This window comes from Pradoshia sp. Z4_20, assembly GCF_058216035.1.
Genome location: NZ_JBZAJD010000002.1, coordinates 381,808 through 403,753 on the forward strand (window position 1 = coordinate 381,808; position 21,946 = coordinate 403,753).

Annotated in this window: 21 protein-coding genes; 1 reads left to right on the forward strand and 20 read right to left on the reverse strand. The window is 39.3% G+C overall.

Going from position 1 to position 21,946, the window contains the following annotated elements:
* Position 1: 1 nt before the first annotated feature.
* The 12 genes from smc to AC4BHP_RS07890 form a co-directional block, all read right to left on the reverse strand.
* The gene (gene smc / locus AC4BHP_RS07835) at positions 2-3,571 is read right to left on the reverse strand and encodes a chromosome segregation protein SMC (protein WP_148630228.1); all 3,570 of its coding nucleotides are present in this window, start codon (positions 3,569-3,571) and stop codon (positions 2-4) included.
* A gap of 42 nt (positions 3,572-3,613) precedes the next feature.
* Positions 3,614-4,339: a ribonuclease III gene (gene rnc, locus AC4BHP_RS07840; RefSeq protein WP_066100529.1), complete on the reverse strand. Its 726-nt coding sequence runs from the start codon at positions 4,337-4,339 to the stop codon at positions 3,614-3,616.
* Positions 4,340-4,508: 169 nt separating this feature from the next.
* On the reverse strand, positions 4,509-4,742 hold the full coding sequence (locus AC4BHP_RS07845; protein ID WP_066100531.1) for an acyl carrier protein: 234 nt from the start codon (positions 4,740-4,742) through the stop codon (positions 4,509-4,511).
* Positions 4,743-4,815: 73 nt separating this feature from the next.
* Positions 4,816-5,562 (reverse strand): 3-oxoacyl-[acyl-carrier-protein] reductase, encoded by a 747-nt coding sequence (gene fabG / locus AC4BHP_RS07850; protein ID WP_066100536.1) that lies wholly within the window; start codon positions 5,560-5,562, stop codon positions 4,816-4,818.
* The gene (gene fabD / locus AC4BHP_RS07855; protein WP_490551822.1) at positions 5,555-6,514 is read right to left on the reverse strand and encodes an ACP S-malonyltransferase; all 960 of its coding nucleotides are present in this window, start codon (positions 6,512-6,514) and stop codon (positions 5,555-5,557) included. The genes fabG and fabD overlap by 8 nt, the downstream gene beginning before the upstream one ends.
* Before the next feature lie 49 nt (positions 6,515-6,563).
* Positions 6,564-7,541 (reverse strand): phosphate acyltransferase PlsX, encoded by a 978-nt coding sequence (plsX, locus tag AC4BHP_RS07860; protein WP_139891265.1) that lies wholly within the window; start codon positions 7,539-7,541, stop codon positions 6,564-6,566.
* On the reverse strand, positions 7,538-8,122 hold the full coding sequence (gene fapR / locus AC4BHP_RS07865) for a transcription factor FapR (protein WP_066100552.1): 585 nt from the start codon (positions 8,120-8,122) through the stop codon (positions 7,538-7,540). The genes plsX and fapR overlap by 4 nt, the downstream gene beginning before the upstream one ends.
* Before the next feature lie 102 nt (positions 8,123-8,224).
* On the reverse strand, positions 8,225-10,273 hold the full coding sequence (recG, locus tag AC4BHP_RS07870; RefSeq protein ID WP_139891266.1) for an ATP-dependent DNA helicase RecG: 2,049 nt from the start codon (positions 10,271-10,273) through the stop codon (positions 8,225-8,227).
* 1 nt (position 10,274) lies between these two features.
* Entirely contained in the window at positions 10,275-10,619 is a 345-nt protein-coding gene (locus tag AC4BHP_RS07875; RefSeq protein ID WP_066100558.1) for a hypothetical protein, read from the reverse strand.
* A 32-nt stretch (positions 10,620-10,651) separates the two neighbouring features.
* Positions 10,652-11,314 (reverse strand): L-serine ammonia-lyase, iron-sulfur-dependent subunit beta, encoded by a 663-nt coding sequence (gene sdaAB / locus AC4BHP_RS07880; RefSeq protein WP_066100561.1) that lies wholly within the window; start codon positions 11,312-11,314, stop codon positions 10,652-10,654.
* 96 nt (positions 11,315-11,410) lie between these two features.
* Positions 11,411-13,087 (reverse strand): DAK2 domain-containing protein, encoded by a 1,677-nt coding sequence (locus AC4BHP_RS07885; protein WP_066100564.1) that lies wholly within the window; start codon positions 13,085-13,087, stop codon positions 11,411-11,413.
* Between the two features lie 18 nt (positions 13,088-13,105).
* Positions 13,106-13,468, reverse strand: a complete 363-nt coding sequence (locus AC4BHP_RS07890; protein WP_490551823.1) for an Asp23/Gls24 family envelope stress response protein — start codon at positions 13,466-13,468, stop codon at positions 13,106-13,108.
* 244 nt (positions 13,469-13,712) lie between these two features.
* On the opposite strand from AC4BHP_RS07890, the gene rpmB reads away from it, so the two are divergent.
* Positions 13,713-13,901, forward strand: coding sequence for a 50S ribosomal protein L28 (rpmB, locus tag AC4BHP_RS07895; protein ID WP_066100570.1), 189 nt, complete (start codon positions 13,713-13,715; stop codon positions 13,899-13,901).
* Between the two features lie 212 nt (positions 13,902-14,113).
* On the opposite strand, the gene spoVM is transcribed toward rpmB, so the two are convergent.
* From spoVM to rsmB, 8 genes are all read right to left on the reverse strand, one after another.
* Positions 14,114-14,194 carry a stage V sporulation protein SpoVM gene (spoVM, locus tag AC4BHP_RS07900; RefSeq protein WP_049671465.1) on the reverse strand — a complete coding sequence of 27 codons (81 nt, stop codon included), beginning with the start codon at positions 14,192-14,194 and terminating at the stop codon, positions 14,114-14,116.
* A gap of 73 nt (positions 14,195-14,267) precedes the next feature.
* Positions 14,268-14,912 (reverse strand): thiamine diphosphokinase, encoded by a 645-nt coding sequence (locus AC4BHP_RS07905; RefSeq protein WP_139891268.1) that lies wholly within the window; start codon positions 14,910-14,912, stop codon positions 14,268-14,270.
* A gap of 248 nt (positions 14,913-15,160) precedes the next feature.
* Positions 15,161-15,808: a ribulose-phosphate 3-epimerase gene (gene rpe, locus AC4BHP_RS07910; RefSeq protein WP_139891269.1), complete on the reverse strand. Its 648-nt coding sequence runs from the start codon at positions 15,806-15,808 to the stop codon at positions 15,161-15,163.
* 2 nt (positions 15,809-15,810) lie between these two features.
* Complete coding sequence (gene rsgA, locus AC4BHP_RS07915; protein ID WP_139891270.1) at positions 15,811-16,692, reverse strand: ribosome small subunit-dependent GTPase A; 882 nt, start codon at positions 16,690-16,692, stop codon at positions 15,811-15,813.
* A gap of 18 nt (positions 16,693-16,710) precedes the next feature.
* Positions 16,711-18,747 carry a Stk1 family PASTA domain-containing Ser/Thr kinase gene (pknB, locus tag AC4BHP_RS07920; RefSeq protein ID WP_490551824.1) on the reverse strand — a complete coding sequence of 679 codons (2,037 nt, stop codon included), beginning with the start codon at positions 18,745-18,747 and terminating at the stop codon, positions 16,711-16,713.
* A 5-nt stretch (positions 18,748-18,752) separates the two neighbouring features.
* Positions 18,753-19,505 carry a Stp1/IreP family PP2C-type Ser/Thr phosphatase gene (locus AC4BHP_RS07925; protein ID WP_490551825.1) on the reverse strand — a complete coding sequence of 251 codons (753 nt, stop codon included), beginning with the start codon at positions 19,503-19,505 and terminating at the stop codon, positions 18,753-18,755.
* 4 nt (positions 19,506-19,509) lie between these two features.
* The gene (gene rlmN / locus AC4BHP_RS07930) at positions 19,510-20,595 is read right to left on the reverse strand and encodes a dual-specificity RNA methyltransferase RlmN (RefSeq protein ID WP_490551826.1); all 1,086 of its coding nucleotides are present in this window, start codon (positions 20,593-20,595) and stop codon (positions 19,510-19,512) included.
* Between the two features lie 3 nt (positions 20,596-20,598).
* Complete coding sequence (gene rsmB, locus AC4BHP_RS07935) at positions 20,599-21,945, reverse strand: 16S rRNA (cytosine(967)-C(5))-methyltransferase RsmB (RefSeq protein ID WP_148629556.1); 1,347 nt, start codon at positions 21,943-21,945, stop codon at positions 20,599-20,601.
* Position 21,946: the final 1 nt, after the last annotated feature.

Consider the following 21,946-nt stretch of genomic DNA (forward strand, 5'->3'; position numbering starts at 1 on the left):
TTTAAGTTGATTCAATTAATTCCTTTGATTCCTCTAACCGGACAGAAACAAGCTTCGAAACTCCTGATTCCTGCATGGTAACACCATACAGGACGTCCGCTTCTTCCATTGTTCCCTTGCGGTGCGTGATTACGATAAATTGCGTTTCTTTACTGAATTGCTTTAAGTATTGGCTGAAACGGTACACGTTTGCTTCATCAAGCGCCGCTTCCACTTCATCCAATATACAAAACGGAACCGGTCTTACGCGTAAAATAGCGAACAAGAGAGCGATGGCTGTTAGTGCACGTTCCCCACCTGATAATAAACTGAGATTTTGCAGCTTTTTACCAGGAGGCTGTGCAATGATATCCACACCGGTATTTAGTATGTCCTCTGGATCTGTCAACTTGAGCTCTGCTCGACCCCCGCCAAACAGGGAAGGGAACACCAAATTAAATTCTTTTTTAATTGCATTAAAGGTAATCTCGAAACGGCGCTTCATTTCTTCATCCATTTCATCAATCACATCAAACAATGTATCTTTTGCTTCCTGCAAATCATCTCTTTGAGCTGTTAAAAATTCATATCGCTCCGAAACGCGATCATATTCTTCAATCGCACCAATATTCACTGTACCAAGCTCTTCGATAGAAAGCTTAATTAATTTCACTTTCCGTTTTGCTTCTTCAGGTTCAATCGTAAGTGGATATTGTTCTTTAGCTGCTTCAAAGGTGAGTGTATATTCCTCGCGAAGCGTATCCAAACGGGTATCCATTTCCACATCTAAACGATTGAGTTTGATTTCTTCGTCTTTTAATGTTTCTGATAACCCTCTATGCTGGCGTTTCCACTCTTTTAGTTCCATTTCATTTTCTTCAACAAGCTCTAATAGTTCCTGTCGCTTTGCTCGTGAAGCTTCAATTTCACGAACCGCTTGTTCTTTTTGTTCTAGCTTCTCTGCTGCAGTTTGTTCCAGATTTGTTTCACCCGTGGAGCTTGATGACATTTCACCATTTAACAGGGAAAGATCTTCTTCATTATCACGAATGTTTTGTTTTACCTCATTTAATTCTGATGTCAACCGTTCTACTTCATTTTGCTGATGCTGAAGCTGTTCGGTTTTTGATGCTAATTGAATCTTTAATTCATTCAATTCCTCTACAAGGGAGTCCTTGCTAGATTGATCCATCTGCTTTTGCTCGGTATACCTGCTAATATCAGCATCCATTTGTTTAATGGATTGTTCATAGGAGGAGAGACTGTTTACCAATTCCTTTATACGACTTTCTTTCATATGGCGTTCTTCATCAAGTGACGATTTTTCCATATCATAAATCGTTAATCGTTCATTGACATTGCGTTCTTCAAGCTGCAGCTCTCTTATTTGCCCTTTAATAGATTCTTCATTCAAACGAAGCGTTTCACCAGCTTCACGAAGACGGGTGACTTGTTTCTCAGAATCAGCCAAATCGGCTTTTATTTTCTTTACATGAGCTTCCAGCTTGGCTGTCTGCTCGTCCATTTGGGCGATTTTTTCAACAAGCTCCTCTTTTTCTCCCTTACGTGAAAGAATAGATGAACCCGACTGTCTGTTCGCTCCACCTGTCATTGCTCCACCTGGACTGACAATATCCCCTTCCAGGGTAACAATTCTATATCGATATCCTGTAAGCTTTGCGATTTCATTAGCTCCGACCAAATCCTGAACAATAAAAACATTTCCCAAAAGACTCGTCATGACTTCTTTATACTTCTCATCATACTGAACAAGATTAGAAGCAAGCCCAATAAAAGCCTGATGAGACCCAGCAGTCTGTATAACCTGAGAAGGGACAGACTTACCTTTTATTGTGGATAAAGGCAAGAACGTAGCTCTTCCAAGTCGATTGCGTTTTAAGAAAGCAATCGCTGTACGTGCATGATGTTCTTCTTCCACCACAATATTTTGCAGGGCTCCACCCAGAGCAGTCTCAATGGCAACCGCATAATCCTTCGGCACATTAAGTAACTCAGCAATAGCGCCTTCAATTCCATGTAAGTTTTTATTCTTTTCTTTAAGAATTTCTTTTACACCCTGGAAAAATCCGGAGTAATCCTCTTCCATTTCTTCAAGCATTTCTTTTCTTGATTTTGCTTTTTGCAAATATTGATATGCCTGATAAAGAGTTTTTTCCTGTTTTTCATATTGGGTTTTTAAATTTTCATGCGAATGCTGTAATTCACGATAACGATAAATTTGATTCTCTAGATCCTGCTGAACGGCATGGAGTCGGATTTCCGTTTCTTTCAAGCGAGCCGTCACCTGTTCCCTAGAAGACAATAATTTGCCATTATCAAGATCTAATTTTGCATGCTTACTTTGCTGTTGGCTTAATTGCTGTTCTAAATAGGTCAGCTCATGTTTCGCCGCAGCCTGTTGGTTTAACTGTTCAATATACTCACTTTTCAGAGCATCAATTTTAGCTTCCAGGTCTCCCGCAAAGTTACTAAGCAAATTTTGTTTTTCCTGTAATTTTTGTTTAAAGTTTTTCGTTTCTGCCTGAAGAAGATGCAATGTACCCACTTTTTCATCTCGGATACGTGAGACCTGAATCAATTTATCTCGCCAGTTTTGCAGACTTTTTTCAAGATGCTGCTTGTTTTGGCTTGCATTCTTCATTCTTTCAATTAAAACTTGTTTACGGCCTTCTACCTTTTCAAGTTCTTCACTGACAGATAACAAAGTAGACTGTAAAGACTGAATACGATTATCTAGCTCAGTCAACTGCAAGCGAGTCGCTTCTACTGCGGATTCCTTTTTCTGAATTAATAAACTGAATTCAGAATCCTTTACTTGATGCTCTTCAAGCTGCTTTGATAATGAAGTCCATTTTTCGTGAAGGACTTCAATTTCATATACAAGCAAGGCAGCTTCAAATTCCTCAAGTTCCTCTTTTTGCTGAAGATAATCGCGGGCAATGGATGCCTGTATCTTGAGTGGCTCCACCTGTCCCTCCAGTTCATGTAAAATATCATGAACACGGTTCAGGTTAGCCCTTGTTTCCTCAAGCTTAACCTCCGCTTTCTTCTTCCTTGTTTTATATTTTAATACACCAGCTGCTTCTTCAAATATAGTGCGGCGTTCCTCCGCTTTACTGCTTAAAATCTCTTCTACTTTCCCTTGGCTTATAATTGAAAAAGCTTCCTTCCCAAGTCCTGAATCCATGAATAAATCAACGATGTCTTTCAAACGACATGGTTTTTTATTAATGAAAAAGTCACTGTCACCAGAACGGGTCACCCTTCTTGTGACACTAACTTCATGGAAATCAATCGGAAGGAACTGACTTTCATTATTTAATGTAAGGGTAACCTCTGCAAAGTTAAGAGCCTTTCTGGAGTCACTTCCAGCAAAAATAATATCCTCCATTTTGGAGCCCCTCAACGATTTTGCAGATTGTTCACCCAACACCCAACGGATTGAATCTGTGATATTGCTTTTTCCGCTTCCATTCGGACCTACTACAGCAGTTACGCCCGAAACAAATTCAACGGAAATGCGTTCAGCAAAAGATTTGAAACCTACTATATCCAATCGTTTCAAAAACAATTGTTTATCTTCTGACATGGTACCCAACTGCCTTTTAATCATTTATTTACTGCTTTTCTGCAAGTGCATCAATGCTTGCTGCGCAGCATGTTGTTCTGCTTCTTTTTTCGATTTGCCCTTACCTGCTCCAAATTCCTTCCCATTCAAGGATACTCTGGCGATAAATTCTCTGTTGTGTGCAGGACCTTTTTCATTAAGAATTTTGTATTCCAATGTACCAATTCCGTCTTTCTGAACCAATTCCTGTAACTGGCTCTTAAAATCCATCACATGAGAAAAAGCACCGTTATCTATTTTTGGATAGACTGATTTTTTGAGGAACTCAATTACGACATCTAACCCCTGGTCTAAATATAATGCCCCGATAAAAGCCTCAAAGACATCTGCCAGAAGAGCCGGACGTTCCCTTCCTCCAGTCATTTCTTCCCCTTTTCCAAGTAATATTAAAGGACCAAAGGAATATTCAGTGGCAAACTTAACAAGTGAAGGCTCACAAACGATAGCAGCTCTAAGCTTTGTTAATTCTCCTTCACTCATCGTATTGAATTTTTTGTATAAAAATTGTGATACAGTCAATTCCAATACCGCATCCCCCAAAAATTCCAATCGTTCGTTATCTTCATATGGCTTGCGACGATGCTCATTCACATAGGATGAATGTGTAAATGCTTGTTTTAATAAATTGATGTTTTCAAATGAAACACCAAGCCGATCCTGAAATGCGATAAAATCTGCATCATTGTTTATCTTTCTTTTACTCTTCTGCATATTGACCCCCTGCTAAATCTGACTAAAAAGTTTCTCACATTTTAGTATATATAAATCCAAAGAATTGGAAAAGGTACAAATTGATAACGAAATTCTTTGATATATACAGGCTTTTATTATAATAGCATGAAAAGCCCCGTATTTATACGGAGCTTTTCATAAGAACTAATTAGTTTTGGCTTTTTATGTAGTTCACAGCATCGCCAACTGTTGAAATTTTTTCAGCATCATCATCTGAAATTTCCATACCGAATTCATCTTCAAGTTCCATAACCAATTCCACAACATCAAGGGAATCAGCACCAAGATCATCTTTAAAAGAAGCTTCAAGTGTTACTTCGGATTCATCTACACCAAGGCGATCTACGATTATTTTAGATACTTTCTCTAATACGTCTGACACAACTTCACCTCCCTTCAAGATTGCATCTAGTATATTGTACAAGGGTTAATCGACATATTCAATCTTTGAGTTATTACATAACCATTCCGCCATCGACATGAATCGTTTGGCCAGTAATATATCCGGAATCTTCCGCAGCCAGGAAAACAGCTGTTTTAGCCACGTCTTCCGGCTTACCAAATCGGCCCAATGGTATTTGCTTCAACATTTGCTCTCCAACATTCTCCGTTAATGCATTGGTCATATCTGTTTCAATAAATCCAGGGGCAATCGCATTTACAGTAATCCCACGTGTTGCCAATTCTTTAGCCGATGTTTTGGTTAACCCTATGACTCCTGATTTAGCAGCTACATAATTGGCCTGACCGGCATTTCCGCTCACACCCACCACAGACGAAATATTAATAATCCGTCCCTGCCTTTGCTTCATCATTTGCCTGGATACAGCTTTTGTACAAAGGAAAACACCTTTTAAGTTTGTATTGATGACAGAATCCCAATCATCTTCCTTCATACGGATCAACAAATTGTCACGTGTGATTCCTGCATTATTTATCAAAATATCAATCTTGCCAAATTTTTCAGTTACAATTTTCACCATATCAGTAACAGACTCAGCATTTGTCACATCCCCCTGGATGGATATTGCTTCTCTGCCAATCTCCGTTATTTCTTTAACAACATTTTCAGCTTTTTCGCTGTTCCCGGCATAATTAACAGCAACTGAAGCCCCTTCTTTTGCCAGAGCAATAGCAATGGCACGACCGATTCCTCTAGATGCGCCCGTCACAAGCGCAATTTTCCCATCCAATTTACCCATTTGCTTTAACCTCCGCATCAAGTGAACTGACCACATTTTTACATGATTCAATATCTTTGACTGAGTATACTTTAACACCGCGGTTGATTTTCTTAACTAGGCCTGAAAGAACAGTTCCAGGACCAAATTCGATAAAGGTTGTCACACCTTCATGAATCATATACTCAACAGATTGCTGCCATTTCACTGGAGAATACAGCTGTTTGACCAGACTGTCTTTTATTTCATTACCTGTTCCAGCTAGGGTTCCCGTATAGTTCGATATGATTGGATAATCAGGAGTCCTAATTTCTATTGTATTGAGTGTATCCGCAAGCTTACTCGCTGCGGGTTTCATCAACGAAGAGTGAAAAGGACCGCTGACTTCCAGGGGAAGCACTCTCTTTGCTCCTTTTTCCTTTGCAAGCTCTCCTGCCAATCTTACCCCATCCATTGTTCCAGAGATAATAATTTGGCCTGGGGAATTTAAGTTTGCTAATTGTACAGGTTCACCTTGATTCGTTATCATTTTCGTTACTTCTTCTAGACTTGACTCATCCATACCAAGAATAGCACTCATCGTGCCTATCCCAGATGGAACAGCCTGCTCCATATATAAGCCTCGATTTCGTACGAGTTTTACCGCATCCTCGTATTGAATGGACCCAGCTGCAGCATAAGCCGTATATTCACCCAGGCTGTGGCCTGCCATATAATCAGGTTTTAAATCAGACATTTCACGAAATACGCTAAGAAGCGCTAAACTTGTAATTAACAGACTCGGCTGAGCATTGTATGTACGTGTCAATTTCTCTTGCGGTCCTTCGAAAATAAGCTTACTGAACTCTTCAACCAAGCATTCATCTGCTTTTAAAAAGAGATTTTTCACATTTTGATAATTGTCGTAAGCATCTTTTCCCATACCTACAGTTTGTGAGCCCTGACCCGGAAAAATAAAAGCAAATTTAGTCATCATATCCCCCTTACTATTCGTCCCCTTACATTCGTTCCCTTTTCTTCGTTTATTTTATTGCCTCATGAATCGTTTCTGCAACATGATGTTCTACCATGATTTTCGCCTGACGAATGGCATTATAGAATGCATTTGCATCTGAGGAACCATGTGCTTTTATGACAGGAGCTTTTAATCCAAATAGACCTGCACCACCGTATTCAGAGTAATCCAGCTTATTTTTCAGTTCTTTAAACCCTGGCTTTAAAACAGCTGCGGCCAGTTTGCTCTTTAGATCGACCATCATCGCTTCTTTTAACATTTTAAATAAAGCAGAAGCCGTACCTTCAGTTGTTTTTAAAACCATGTTTCCGGTAAACCCGTCGGTTACGACAACATCAGCTACTCCATTTAACAAATCCCGAGCTTCCACATTACCGATAAAATTAAAGTCAGCATCCTTCAATAAAGCAAATGCTTGCTTGGTAAGCTCATTTCCTTTTTTATCCTCGGTACCAATATTCAATAAACCAACTCGCGGTTTTTCAATATTGCGGACCTTCTCAGCATAAACAGACCCCATCAAGCCATATTGGTAAAGATGCTCCGGCTTCGCATCAGCATTGGCTCCCACATCCAACAGAACAAATCCTTTTCCATCAATTGTCGGTAATGTTGGGCTAAGTGCAGGTCGATCAATTCCATCAATTCTTCCAACCACAAAGAGACCTGCGGCCATTAGAGCTCCCGTATTTCCTGCTGAGATGCACGCATCGGCCTGTCCATCTTTTACATACTGAGCAGCAAGTACCATAGAGGCATTTTTCTTTCTTCGCACGGCTCTTACCGGTTCATCATCACCAGTTATAACCTCATTCGTATGGATAATGGTTATCCGTTCATCTGAAGTTAAATGCTTTTTAATTTCAGCTTCATCGCCAATAAGCATAATTTCTAGTTCCGGGAAAGATTTAATCGCTTTTTCTGCGCCTTTCACAGACTCTTTTGGTCCGTGGTCTCCACCCATAGCATCTAATGCAATTTTCATTCTTGTTCATCCTTTTTCTCTGTAGTCGTTCGGTACATGGAAAACTCCCCTTTAAATACAAGCTCCTTACCTACATAGCTATGCACAGTAATCAGGGATCTTCCTTTATCGTTATCCACTTCAATAACCTTGGCTTTGGCAATCACACGATCGCCTTCATACACAGATTTTGTGAAGTGGATGGCAGCTTTTGCTGTTAACGCCAGTTCCTCATTAGTTACCGCAACGGCCAATGAATTGGCTTGTGCGAATAAATGATGCCCTCTGGCTATTTTATTTCTCTTAAATACATGTTCAGGTTTTATATCCAACAAGGAAATAGCACTGTTATCTAAATCAAGATCAATAATATCCCCGATTATTTCATCAACAGGTAAAGATTTAATCTCGTCTGTCATTCTTTTCTCGGCGACAGACTTTATTCTTTCTCTCAATTCCGGGATGGATAGTTCGAGGCGATCCAGACGAATCGTTTGGATACTAACCTTTAATTGTTCAGCCAATTCCTCATCGGTAATAAAAGGATTATCCTGTATCATATCCTTTAATATAGCTTGTCTATCCTTCTTGTTTCTTTTCAAAAACCTTCACCTTCCGAAGTATTATGACTAGGTACTAATAGTAGTATATAATTTAAAAAACCAGATTGCAAGAATTTTTCGGGTTATCATGCAATCTGTTAATCAATCTAATTTCTCTCCCTCTAGAACCCCAGAGCCAGCCAGATAATCTCTTAGATATTTATACTTTTCGTCAGTCCAGAATTCATTTCCGGAAATTAATTCTTCAGCATCCTTCCTGGCCGTTTCAAGCGCGCGGTAGTCATGCACCATGTCTGCTATCTTAAATTCAGGTACCCCACTCTGCTTTCTGCCAAAAAAGTCCCCTGGTCCTCTTAACTCTAAATCCTTCTCACTCAATGCGAAACCATCAGTTGTATCGCACATTGCATTCAACCGTTCAATTCCCACCTCTGTTTTTGGGTCTGCTATTAAGATACAATAGGATTGTTCTGCACCCCGTCCTACACGGCCTCTTAATTGATGAAGCTGCGACAAACCAAATCTTTCGGCATCATAAATCACCATCACAGTCGCATTAGGCACATTCACCCCCACTTCCACGACGGTCGTTGATACGAGGACTTGAATATCATTATTTCCGAAACCGCGCATGATTTCATCCTTTTCATCTGAATGGAGCTTACCATGCATAAGCCCAACAGAATATTTCGGGCTAAAATACTGTGTCATAGCCGTATGAACATCCAATACATTTTGCAAATCCAGCTTTTCTGATTCCTCAATCAGTGGACAAATCACATATGCCTGCCGTCCATTGTCCAATTCCTTGCTCATAAATGCCAGAATTCTGTCTAACATATTATGCTTGGCCCAATACGTTTCTATCTTTTTCCTTCCAGATGGCATTTGATCAATGATTGATACATCCATTTCACCAAACACCGTTATCGCAAGAGTTCTGGGAATAGGCGTAGCGGTCATGAATAATACATCGGGACTCTCCCCTTTTTCCCTCAATATACGACGTTGCTCCACACCAAACCGATGTTGTTCATCTGTAATGACAAGGCCGAGGTTTTTGAAATTAACATCCTTTTGTATTAAAGCATGTGTTCCTATTAATATATCGATTTCACCTTGTTCAAGCATCTCCATCATTTCTCTCCGGCGTTTTCCCTTCACACTCGATGTTAGCAGAGCTACATTTACACCAAAGGGCTGCAGAAGTTCAAACAGGGAATTGGCATGCTGCTCTGCCAAAATTTCAGTCGGTACCATTAAGGCGCCTTGATACCCGGCAGTCACTACAGCATAAAGAAGGATTGCTGCCACTACCGTTTTTCCAGAACCAACATCCCCCTGGAGCAGTCGATTCATACGATAAGGAGACCGTAAATCCTGCGCAATTTCATTTACGACCTTTTTTTGAGCATCTGTCAGCTCAAATGGTAAAGAAGCGATAAACTTCTTCAATTTCGTATTATCGTACATATGAGACTGTCCATTTGAATTTTCCCTTTTAACTTTCCTAAGGGCCTGCATTTTAATTTGAAACAATAAAAATTCCTCGTAGACAAATCTCCTGTGTGCATGCTTTACTTCAGCGGCGTTCTGAGGAAAATGCAAGTAACGTAAAGCAAGACCTCTTTCCGGTAATTTATATTGGGTAAGATAATGTTCAGGTAAAATTTCTACAAGATCTTCTCTATGAGCAAGATACGCATTTTTAATCCATTTGCGCAGTGATTTGACAGAGATATCACCTTTTGTATGATAAACTGGTTCAAATTCCTGTTCCCTCGCCTCTGAACCCAGTTTATATTCAGATGCCGTCAGGGTTAAACGGTTTTTATCCCATTTCCCTGTTACCGTTATCGTTTCATTCAGTTTTAATTTGTTTTTCATATAGGGTTGATTGAAGAATGTAACAGTAATAATGTGGCGTCCCGTTAAAAGTTTAACATTTAAGCGGGATTTTTTTCGTCCGAAATAGGTTAAATTTGGGGCTGATTGAATAACACCCTCAATCGTTAGACGTTCATCATGGGCTGCTTCCACGATATCTTTAATTCGAAAATCTTCATAGCGATACGGAAAATATTCAAGCAAATCCGCAACTGTATAAATGCCAAGATTATTAAGCTGCAGAGCGGATTCAGGTCCTATCCCCTTTACTGTATCTACTGATAAATCATTTAGTCTACTCATTTTATATCCTTTGAAATCCTAAGTATTTTTCATTTATTTCTTTGCCCGTTGGTGTAGCAGCTAATCCACCTTGAGCTGTTTCATGCAATGATATCGGCAACATTTGTATGATGTTAACCATTGCTTTAATTCTTTCATCACAGAGGATGCTAAACCGTATATGAGAACGAATGTCATCCCATCCTCTTTCGATAGCTTGTTCCAAAACGGCTAGAATTTGATTCATCTGCCTAATAAGCGTTTCCTTTGATATGACGATGCACTTCATTCCCTGCTGAATCATGTCAAATATCTTCTCACCTTTATTTTCAGCAAGTTTAACTAATTCGGCAACATTGCGAAACATACAGTAACCTCCTAATAAAGGGTAGTCTGCTTTTAATCTGAAACTTTTGTAACTTGTGTCACATGATTCAGCAATGAAATTTCCTCTACTATATCATCACCGATATTTTGATCGACCTCAATTGTCATTAGAGCCATTTTTCCTACATCTTTTCGCGATACTTCCATATGACCAATATTAATTTCATGCTTGGCTAGGACATTAGAAACACTTGCTATAGCTCCGAAACGATCGTCGTGTACAACTAAAATGGCCGGGTGATGGCCTGATAAACGTAATTCAAACCCATTCAGTTCAAGTATTTCTATTTTTCCACCGCCTATCGAAATGCCGACTAATTCCATTTCTCCGGTATCATCGCCCATTCTAATTCTGGCTGTATTTGGATGATCAGTTACAGCATCTTCTTCTACAAATGTGATTTCTATGTTCTGCTCTTTTGCTATGTCAAGAGATTGAATAAGACGTGTATCCGAAGTATCGAAATCTAATAACCCAGCCACAATGGCGACATCGGTTCCATGTCCCTTGTACGTTTTGGCAAATGAACCATAAAATGAAATAATCGCCCATTTAGGCTTTCTATTAAACAGGCTTCTCGCCACCCGCCCTATTCGTGCAGCCCCAGCCGTATGAGAACTGGAAGGACCAACCATTATTGGGCCGATTATATCAAATCCACTTTTATATTTCATTTCTTATCCTCTCCCAGTAAAATCAAAAAAAATCTTTACATACTGAAATAGAAGGGGTATCCCCCTTCTATTAATGTGATGATTTATATATGCTTTTTATTCAGCAGCAAAAATATAGGAGTACAACGGCTGTTTTCCGTTATGCACTTCAACTTCTACTTCTGGGTAGCTATCCGCACAGTATTGAACTAGACGGTCCACTTCATCCTGTGAGCTCTCTTCACCATAAAGAATCGTTAAGATTTCAGCATCATCCAGAATGTTTTCAAGCACCTGTTTAGCCGCTTCCACTCTATCCTTGTTTTTCACTTTTATCTTACCATCAATTAGGCCCATATAGTCGTTTTTCTCGATTTCAAGACCTTCAATGTTTGTGTCACGTACCGCAAACGTAACTTGTCCTGTTATAACACTCTCCAGCGCGTCTTTCATTATACCTTCATTCTCGCTTGCTGAAGCAGCAGGATTAAAGGACAACAAGGCAGTTAACCCTTGAGGTATCGTCTTACTTGGAATCACTGTAACAGCCTTTTCCATTACATCGGAAGCCTGTTCAGCTGCCATAATAATATTTTTATTATTTGGAAGGATGTATACATGATCTGCATTAACAGATTCAATTGCTTTTACGATATCTTCAGTTGAAGGGTTCATAGTTTGTCCGCCTTCAATCACCACATCTGCACCGATACTTCTGAACAAATCAGCAATTCCTTCGCCCATAGCAATCGCTACTACACCAAAATCTTTCTTCTCTGTTTTTACAGGTGCAGTTTCTCGTAAGTCATTCGCAGTTTCATTTAAAATCGTTGAATGCTGTTCACGCATATTCTCGATTTTGATTTTAATCAAGCTGCCGTATTGTTGAGCGTAATTTAAACAGTTCCCAGGATTTTCTGCATGAACATGGACTTTTACGATATCATCATCTGCAATGACAAGCAGGGAATCACCGTACTGGCTCAAGTCATTTCTGAACTGCTCTTCATTGAAAGGATTCTCAGCAATCTTTTCAGGTTCAAAACGGACCATGAACTCTGTGCAATATCCAAATTCGATATCTTCTGTTTTCATATGTCCCTGAACATTGATATGATGCTCTGCTTTTACAAGCTCATCCATCTTAGGCATGGATTCAGGTGTTTCAGCAAGCTTTTCACCTTTTAATTCAGCCAGAAATCCTTCATAAACGAAAACTAATCCCTGACCACCACTATCTACTACGCCTACTTCTTTAAGCACTGGCAATAAATCTGGAGTACGTTTTAATGAAGCTTTAGCTTCTTTCAAAATAGCTTCCATAATTGCAATGATATTTGTTTCCGTTTCAGAAGCTGCAAGGCCTGCTTTTGATGCTTCTCTAGCAACCGTCAGGATCGTTCCTTCAACAGGTTTCATAACCGCTTTGTAGGCAGTTTCTACACCAGCTTCAAATGCCAAAGCAAATTCTTTACCATCAATGGTCGCTTTTGGCTCAATATTTTTTGCAAATCCCCTGAATAATTGGGATAAAATAACGCCTGAGTTTCCACGCGCTCCCATCAACAATCCTTTAGCTAAAGAAGAACCAACCTTACCAATATGGTCCTGTACATTATTTTTCACTTCTTTAGCACCTGATGTCATGGAAAGATTCATATTTGTTCCTGTATCACCATCAGGCACAGGAAATACGTTTAATGAATCAACTAATTTAGCGTTGGCAGACAGCCTGTTCGCACCCTGTATGACCATTTCGGCGAATCTTTTGCCGTCAATAGATGTTATAGCCACTCAAATTTCCTCCTTAAATTACGGATTCGTAACACGAACCCCTTGAACAAAGATATTAACGGATTCTACCGAAAGTCCAACAGTTTGGCTTAATGTATATTTAACCTTAGATTGAACATTATGAGCTATTTCGGAAATTTTTGTTCCGTAGCTTACAATGATATACATATCAATATGTAGTTCATCTTCAACCTGTCTGACTACGACTCCTTTGGTAAAGTTCTCTTTACGCAGTATCTCACTGATTCCGTCTTTAATCTGATGTTTTGAAGCCATACCGACGATCCCGTAACAATCTACGGCTGCTCCACCAGCAATGATTGCTAATACATCATTAGAAATATCTATTTGTCCGTATTTTGTACTCATTTCAATGGACATGTTTGTTCCCCCTTTATAGTAACCATAGCTAGAATCCATTTTACTATAATCACTTTTGAATGGAAAGCCTTTATCCTTTTCCAATTAATCAAAGATAAAATAGTATGTCAAGGTTTTTTTCTTGAAAGACCCTTTCAATTGTATTGCATTATAGCGATAGGTATGTTAAATTATTAAAGTATCTTTTGAAGAGACCGACTAAAAAAGAAATGATTAATATAGGCAGTAAGGAGGGAATTGGGCTATGTCACGCAAATGTGTTATTACCGGCAGAAAAACAACTTCCGGAAACCATCGTTCTCATGCCATGAACGCTAACAAACGTACATGGAAAGCTAACGTTCAAAAAGTTCGTATTCTTGTTAACGGAAAACCGAAAAGAGTATACGTTTCTACAAGAGCGTTAAAATCTGGTAAAGTTGAACGCGTATAATAAACGAAAACAAGCATCCTTTTAAAGGATGCTTGTTTATTTTTCCCATCATAACCCCTGTTTAGTCTTGTGTTCTTGAATATTTTTATGAAAATAAAACCACCGAAGGAAAATTTTTATAATTTCCAGGACTTAGCCTAAGACAAGAAATTTTATAAAGAATTAAATTAAACATAAGAAAAACACCCTTTTACAGGGTGCCATATATTTAATTATCCTTTCTTAAAAGCTCCCAACATCGCCTTGACGATTCCTCCCAAAAAGCGGGGCAATTTAATTGTATAAAATTTCATTGTGTCCCTCCTTAGCTCTGCCCGGTTCTCATTATACATTTTCATTTATATAGTAAAAATTCCAACACATAAATTAATCTCTGCTTCTTACCACCAATAATATGCCTTTCAAAAACGAAAAAGTACCAGTTTTAAAATTTAATTCATTGCTAACCGATAATGTCCGGCCACGGTAAAGAGTGACATTTGATAATGGATATTTAAAGTTTACAAGGGTGATTCCCTCTATTTCTTCTGTTATTGGTATAAACGATATGTATTTAAACTCAGTCTCATCCAATACATAGGAACCAGGTTTAAAAAGTCTGATCTCATTGTTACGATCCACTATTCTTGTAGGAATTCCTTCTTTCATATGCTTCTCATCTGCAAGCATCATGATATTGGCCAATGTATGGTCCATTCTGCCGCCCGTTGCCCCATAAATCGTGATTCTGTCCGGCACTTGCTTATAAGCCCATTCAAGAGCTAATTCCAGGTCGGTAGCATCTTTTTCAGGAGGATACTCATAAAAGTGTTCACTGTGCTCTCGTACACGGTTGAGCTCATCCTTAGAGATTGAATCGAAATCACCAAACACACTATGTAGATGAATACCCGCCTCTAAAATTTGTAGCGAGCCCCGATCAACACCAACCCAAATCATCTCTTTGCTATTTAACTTCCTTAAATCCGGAATATATATATCAGGACCGCCTGCGACGATATTTATTTCCATAAAGTCAGCTCCTTTACTTATTTTCACAAAAAAAGGGTTATCCTCTTTTAGCGAATGGACAACCCTTTACTTTTTTATTATATGATTCTTTACTAATTCAGATACCAGATCGGTTTCCCCCTGGTATACAAATCCTGCTCACTTCTTTTATACTTACAATGATCTGGCTAATAGACTTAGAATCATTTATAGACCACATAAACTGCTCTTCTAACTGAATTTATAACAGGGAAAAAACTCACACAAAATTATTCCCCACGAATGGCAGCGATTGCTTTCTTTCTATCATCCTTATTATATATAGCCGAACCTGCCACAAGAACTGTTGCACCTTTTTCAATGCACAACTTGGCAGTTTCCTCATTTACACCGCCATCAATCTCAATTTCGATAGACAAGCCTTTTTCTTTGATCATTTTATCCACCTGCTCGATTTTATCAAGGACACTTGGAATAAAGGCTTGTCCACCAAAGCCAGGATTGACCGACATTAAGAGGACCATATCAAGATCATCCAAAATATATTCCAAAACGGCAGGTGACGTCCCTGGATTTAATACTACCCCTGCCTTAACCCCATAGGATTTAATTAATTGGATCGTACGATGCAAGTGTGTACAGGCTTCCGCATGAACTGTTATATAGTCAGCACCGGCCTTTGCAAATGCTTCAATATATTGGTCAGGATTTTCAATCATGAGATGAACATCAAGCGTTAATTTAGTGATGGGGCGTACAGAATCAACAATAAGTGGACCAATCGTTATATTAGGAACAAAATGACCATCCATAACATCGATATGAATCCAATCTGCTCCCCCTCTTTCTACATCCCGTATTTCCTCTCCCAATTTCGAAAAATCAGCTGATAATATGGATGGAGCAATTTTAACCATCGTTAATACCTCGGCTTTCTATCTTTGATTTCCTCCAGAAACTGCAAATAATGCTCGTATCTATATTTCTGGATTTCCCCAATTTCAACACCATGCTTTACAGCACATTTTGGCTCTTTTACATGCAAGCAGCCTCTAAATTTGCATTCTGAGCTTCTTTCCCTGATTTCAGGGAAACAGCCTGGCAGCTCCTCTGCTTCAATTTCAGTAAATTCAAGCGAACTAAAACCAGGTGTGTCAGCTAATAACCCATCACCAAGGTCAATAAGCTCCACATGTCTTGTTGTATGCTTCCCCCTGCCCAAATGGGAGGAAATGATATTAGTTTTCAAATTAAGAGAAGGATCAAGCACATTCAACAAAGAAGACTTGCCTACTCCGGATTGTCCTGCAAATACTGAGATTTTCCCCCTCAAGAAAGGCATTAACTCTGATACTCCTGCTTCTTCCAAGGAAGACGTTAATATAACATCATAGCCAATTGCCCTGTACTGATCGGCATATTCATGAATCCTTTTTTCATCTTCAGGTTCCAGTAAATCCATTTTACTGATACAAATAATTGGAGCAATATTCTTCGATTCAACCAAAACTAAAAATCGATCCAATAAACTCGTACTGAAATCCGGTTCTGCAGCGGAAAATACGAGAATCGCTTGATCCACATTTGAAATAGGAGGACGTACCAATTCATTTTGGCGTTCTTTAATTTCCATTATATATCCATCTGTTGGATTTTCCGCTTGATAAATAACTGTATCTCCAACAAGCGGAGTTACCTTTTGTTTTCTGAAAACACCTCGGCCTCTGCATTGAATGATTTGACCTTCATCCGCTACATAATAAAAGCCGCTCAGTGCTTTAATAATTTTTCCTTCAGGCATATATTCCCTCCTTCAAAGTTAACTATCCGAATAACTAATAACGCCCTCATCATAAACACTGTTATCCTTTATAATCTTATACCCTGCTTTTCCATCATGCGGGATAGTAAATTGCAACGTTTTTTTGACAGTTGAAGTCATTTCAAACGTTTCAACAGGTTCTGTCATATTGTTATTTAAGTCCTCAATTAGGATGGTCACGGTTTGTGGCACACCGGCTAATTCTTCATCATACGTTATGGTAACCTCTTTACTCATAACCTTAGGAGGAATTTCTTCTTCTCCTTTTGAAACTGTTACTTTGACTTCCGACCCAATCTCAACAGCAGTGCCGGCAGCCGGTTCCTGGGAAATGACTTGTCCCTCTTTAATTTTCGAACTGTACTCCTCTTTTGCGATTGTAATCTTTAACCCGGTATCAGCCTCATAATCATCCAGTGCTCTCTGGTTGTAATCCGTTAAATCTTTCAGGGTGATTTTGGCTGGGCCGCTGCTTAGCGTTAATTTCAAAATGGTTTCCGATGGGATGACCTCATCCCCTTGCCTAGGATCCTGTTCAAGTACAGTCCCTACTTCTGAATCATCATTTACCCGCTCTATCTCAATATCTTTGAATCCGAAACCCTCAATGAGTGATTTAATATCTTCATAATTCCGATCCTCATAATCAAGAACTTCTACCTGCTCTTTGCCACTGCTGAAAAATACATTAATAACTGAACCTTCCTTAACGGTATCACCTGCTTCAGGATCAGTGTTTATAACATTTCCCGCGGCGATTTCTTCATCAGGCTTTTCAACCGTCTCACCGATTTCAAAACCTTGCTCAATTAGAGTCGACAGAGCGTTTTCCAATTGTTCATCCCTTACATCAGGTACTTTAACATCCTTTGCTGCGAGCATTCCCGGCAAAAACAAGATAGCCAGAACAGCAATCAAAATTAGACTGGCTAAAATAACCCCAATTATTTTAGGCCATTTTTTCTTTTTCTTAGGCTGTTGCTTTTGCTTTTTTGTTTTATCTTTCTTTTGCTTTTGTTTTTGCTTTTTGTTTTTTAACAATCCCTTTTTACCGCTTGATTGTTCCGCTGGTTCCATCATCACGGTATCTTCGTCCAGAGTCAGGATTTTCGTCTCATCATGATTTCCAAACATTTCATCGTTTGTAATAATCGGAATCGCTTTTGTCGCGTCATCATCACTTGGGATGATAAATTTGCTTTCATTTAATCTGTCTGGATTCAAGGCCGTTTCTATGTCTTGTTCCATTTCCTCCACACTCGAATATCGGTGAAATGAATCCTTTGCGGTTGCCTTTAGGATAATATTTTCCACACTTTGAGGTATAGCTGGATTCCATCGTCTTGGAGACGGTGTCTCTGATTGCAGATGCTTCAGGGCAATCGAAACAGCAGACTCACCGGAAAAAGGCAATCGGCCTGTAAGTAATTCAAACATCACTATCCCCAAAGAATAGATATCGGACTTTTTATTCGCCATACCGCCTCTTGCTTGTTCAGGAGACAAATAATGAACCGACCCAAGAACAGAGTTCGTTTGAGTTATGGACGTTGCACTAAGAGCCATTGCAATCCCAAAGTCAGTGATTTTCACATTGCCGTCATGATCAATTAATACATTATGCGGCTTAATGTCTCTATGTACAATATGGTTCTGATGGGCATGTGTGACCGCTGATGTAATTTGTTTCATAATATCCAAGGCTTTCTCAACCGGAATTGGCGAATAGGCTTGGATATATTGCTTTAAGGTCATACCATCGACAAATTCCATCACAATATAATATATATCGCCTTCTTCTCCAACATCATAAATACTAACAATGTTTGGGTGAGTCAGGCTTGTGGCTGATTGTGCCTCCCTATGAAAGCGCCTGATAAATTCCTCATCGTTGGAAAAGTCCATACGAAGAATTTTTAATGCTACATCACGATCAAGAATCATATCTCTTGCCAGATAAACATTAGCCATACCGCCTCCGCCAATCATACGGAGGATTTTATATCTATCGCTAATTCGTTTGCCGGTCAACATATAACTCACCCTCTTTCACTTTCAAAGCTGTGCAGAAGGATTACTAGAGTTATATTATCTTCTCCTCCGTTTTCATTAGCTTTTTGAATAAATGTATCTGCAATATGGTCTAAAGAATCATTGCCTGTAATAATGGTTTCTATTTCAGTTTCAGATAGTTTATCAGAGAGGCCGTCTGAGCATAATAACAGACGGTCCCCTTCCTCAAAACTGATTGTTTTAATATCTACATCCACACTATTTTCTGTTCCAATAGCGCGAAGGATGACATTTTTTCTAGGATGATGTGCGGCGTCTTCTTTAGATATTTGACCGGAACGGACAAGCTCATTAACCAGGGAATGGTCTTCAGTTACTTGTTTAAACCCACTATCATTCAGCAGATAACATCTCGAATCTCCAACATTCACAATGGTGGCTGATTTGTCTGTACAAACTACGCCAACTATTGTTGTCCCCATTCCTTCACATTCCTCGTGTGCCATGGAGTGCTCAAAAATTTCATGGTTAACCCTTTTAACCTGCTCCTCCAAAAACAATTCGATTGAACTTGGTGAATCAGACTGCAACTCGGTTTCCCATGCTTCTTTTAGTTTGGAAACAGCCATTTCACTTGCTACATCACCAGCTTTGTGACCACCCATTCCATCGGCAATGACAGCAAAAACCATTTGAGAATTTTCCTTGTAAAATATACCGCCCTGATCCTCATTATGGATTCTCACCTTGCCCCGGTCTGTCCTAAAAACTGCCTTCATCCCATCACCTCGTCTCTTCTTTCCTCTCTTTTGCTCTTAGTTGTCCGCAAGCCGCATCAATATCATGCCCTTGCTCTCTTCTCGTAGTAACATTAATGCCTTGATCCTTCAATGTTTTTTCAAACAGATCGATTTGCTCTCTAGGTGTCCGGACATAATCCCGTTCTGGAACATAGTTGACCGGTATTAAATTCACATGGCATTTTATATCCTTGATAAGTGCCGCAAGTTCAAGCGCATGCTCTACTTGGTCATTTTCACCACCAAAGAGACCATATTCAAATGTAATCCTTCTGCCCGTTTTTTCAACATAATACTTAACAGCTTCCATTAACTGCGGAAGCTTGTAGGCTCTGTTAATAGGCATAAGCTTACTGCGAAGCTCAGTGTTTGGCGCATGCAGGGAAATCGCAAAATTAATTTGTAATTTCTCATCTGCAAATTTATATATTTTAGGAATGATTCCGCTAGTTGAAACCGTTATATGACGCGCTCCGATATTTAACCCTTTATCATGGTTAATGATTCGTAAGAATCCCATCATATTATCATAGTTATCGAATGGTTCCCCGATACCCATGATGACTACGGAACTAACACGCTCATTAGTTTCATCAAGGGCCTGCTGCACTTTTACAACCTGTGCAACAATTTCACCTGCTTCAAGATTTCGCTTTAACCCGCCCAGAGTGGATGCACAGAATGTACAGCCTATTCTGCAGCCAACCTGTGTGGTTACACAGACTGAGTTTCCATAATCATGGCGCATTAATACGGTCTCGATTGAATAACCATCCTTCAATTCAAATAAGAATTTAATCGTGCCGTCTTTTGATGTTTGCTTGATTAGTGTATTTAAAGTGGTTAATGTAAATGATTCTTCCAATTTTGTACGTAAATTTTTGGAAAGGTTCGTCATATCTTCATAAGTAGAAACCCTTTTTTCATATAACCATTCAAAAATTTGTGTTGCCCGGAATGCTTTTTCTCCGTTTTCTTCAAGCCATTCTTTCAGTTGATCTAATTGTAAGGAATATATAGATGGGAGTTGCTCCTGTTTCTTTACTTCCTTAGCTGTTGTTTGTTCCATTCCTTATGCCTTCTTTCGAATAGAAGCAATAAAAAATCCGTCGCTTCCAAAATATTGAGGTAGTACTTGCAAACTATTATCCATTATATAAGGTCTTACCGGTTCCGGCATTCTTTCCTTTAGGGTAAGATCCTTTTCAAACTCAGGGTGCGCCTGTATAAACGCATCAATCACATCATTATTTTCATCATTGCCAACAGTACAAGTACTATAAACTATTGTACCGCCTTTTTTTACCAATTGGGATACTTGATGTAAAATATCAAATTGAATTTTCGCAAGCGCGCTCAAATCGTTCTCGCTTTTTGTATACTTGGCATCCGGTTTACGTTTTAACACTCCTAGTCCTGAACAAGGAGCATCCACTAGGACTTTATCAAACATCTCTGTTTCAAAAAATTCTTGAGTTTTTCTGGCATCCATTTGTTTGGTTACAATATTCGATAAACCAAGACGTTTTGCCTGCATATCAATTAATTTAGTTTTATGTGCATGAAGGTCAAGTGCGTAAATTTGCCCGGTATCGTTCATCTTTTCTGCCATATGCATGGTTTTCCCGCCTGGAGCCGCACAGCTATCAAGAATCGTATCATTTTCTTTCGGCGCTAAAGCATAAGCCACAAGCATGGAGCTCTCATCCTGAATACTAAAAAGCCCTTCTTTAAAGCTTGCTGACAAAGCCATATTACCTTTGAGGCAGCGAATTCCTTCTTCTATTAAAAGACTTGGTTCAACCATGTATCCTTCACTCTTCAGCTTTTCCATCAATTCTTCCCTGCTGATTTTCGTCAGGTTTACTCTGCCGGTTTGAACAGGAGCGTGCAAGTTCTCCTCACACATTTCCTTGGTTTTAGCCACTCCAAATTCCTCTGCCCACTTTCTTACAAGCCATAATGGATGGCTTGTTGAGACTGAGATCTTTTCCAGGGGATCTTTTATGTCATCCAATGATGGAACTCCTTCACGCTGGATAGACCTCAGTACACCATTAACCAGTGAGGCAATTCCGCGATGGCCGCGTTTTTTTGCAATTTCCACTGCTTCATGGATAGCAGCCCGATCAGGAACCCGATCAAGATAAAACATTTGAAAAACAGTCATTTCAATGAGCAATAACACCCAGGATTGAAGCTTTTTTGGGTTTTTAATAAACGGTTTAACATAGTATTCCAATGTCATTTTCCGTTGTATCGTTCCATACGTCAGCTCGGTCAACAACCCTACATCCTGTGGGGAGAGTTCATTTTCTTTTATGGCATGGTTTAATGATAGATTACTGTATGCCTGGCTTTTTTCGACAGACACCAGAATATCAAGCGCAACTTCTCTTACATTCTTTTTTTGTGGCATT

Coding starts and splice junctions, on each gene's coding strand:
- spoVM (WP_049671465.1), bottom strand. CDS start 14,194: ATGAAATTTTATACAATTAAATTGCCCCGCTTTTTGGGAGGAATCGTC.
- rpmB (WP_066100570.1), top strand. CDS start 13,713: ATGTCACGCAAATGTGTTATTACCGGCAGAAAAACAACTTCCGGAAAC.
- AC4BHP_RS07875 (WP_066100558.1), bottom strand. CDS start 10,619: ATGTTTCGCAATGTTGCCGAATTAGTTAAACTTGCTGAAAATAAAGGT.
- fabD (WP_490551822.1), bottom strand. CDS start 6,514: ATGACTAAATTTGCTTTTATTTTTCCGGGTCAGGGCTCACAAACTGTA.
- AC4BHP_RS07905 (WP_139891268.1), bottom strand. CDS start 14,912: ATGGAAATAAATATCGTCGCAGGCGGTCCTGATATATATATTCCGGAT.
- AC4BHP_RS07890 (WP_490551823.1), bottom strand. CDS start 13,468: ATGTCCATTGAAATGAGTACAAAATACGGACAAATAGATATTTCTAAT.
- AC4BHP_RS07925 (WP_490551825.1), bottom strand. CDS start 19,505: ATGAAGGCAGTTTTTAGGACAGACCGGGGCAAGGTGAGAATCCATAAT.
- recG (WP_139891266.1), bottom strand. CDS start 10,273: ATGAGTAGACTAAATGATTTATCAGTAGATACAGTAAAGGGGATAGGA.
- rsgA (WP_139891270.1), bottom strand. CDS start 16,692: ATGCCTGAAGGAAAAATTATTAAAGCACTGAGCGGCTTTTATTATGTA.
- rnc (WP_066100529.1), bottom strand. CDS start 4,339: ATGCAGAAGAGTAAAAGAAAGATAAACAATGATGCAGATTTTATCGCA.
- fabG (WP_066100536.1), bottom strand. CDS start 5,562: ATGGGTAAATTGGATGGGAAAATTGCGCTTGTGACGGGCGCATCTAGA.
- sdaAB (WP_066100561.1), bottom strand. CDS start 11,314: ATGAAATATAAAAGTGGATTTGATATAATCGGCCCAATAATGGTTGGT.
- rpe (WP_139891269.1), bottom strand. CDS start 15,808: ATGGTTAAAATTGCTCCATCCATATTATCAGCTGATTTTTCGAAATTG.
- rsmB (WP_148629556.1), bottom strand. CDS start 21,945: ATGCCACAAAAAAAGAATGTAAGAGAAGTTGCGCTTGATATTCTGGTG.
- pknB (WP_490551824.1), bottom strand. CDS start 18,747: ATGTTGACCGGCAAACGAATTAGCGATAGATATAAAATCCTCCGTATG.
- plsX (WP_139891265.1), bottom strand. CDS start 7,541: ATGAAAATTGCATTAGATGCTATGGGTGGAGACCACGGACCAAAAGAG.
- rlmN (WP_490551826.1), bottom strand. CDS start 20,595: ATGGAACAAACAACAGCTAAGGAAGTAAAGAAACAGGAGCAACTCCCA.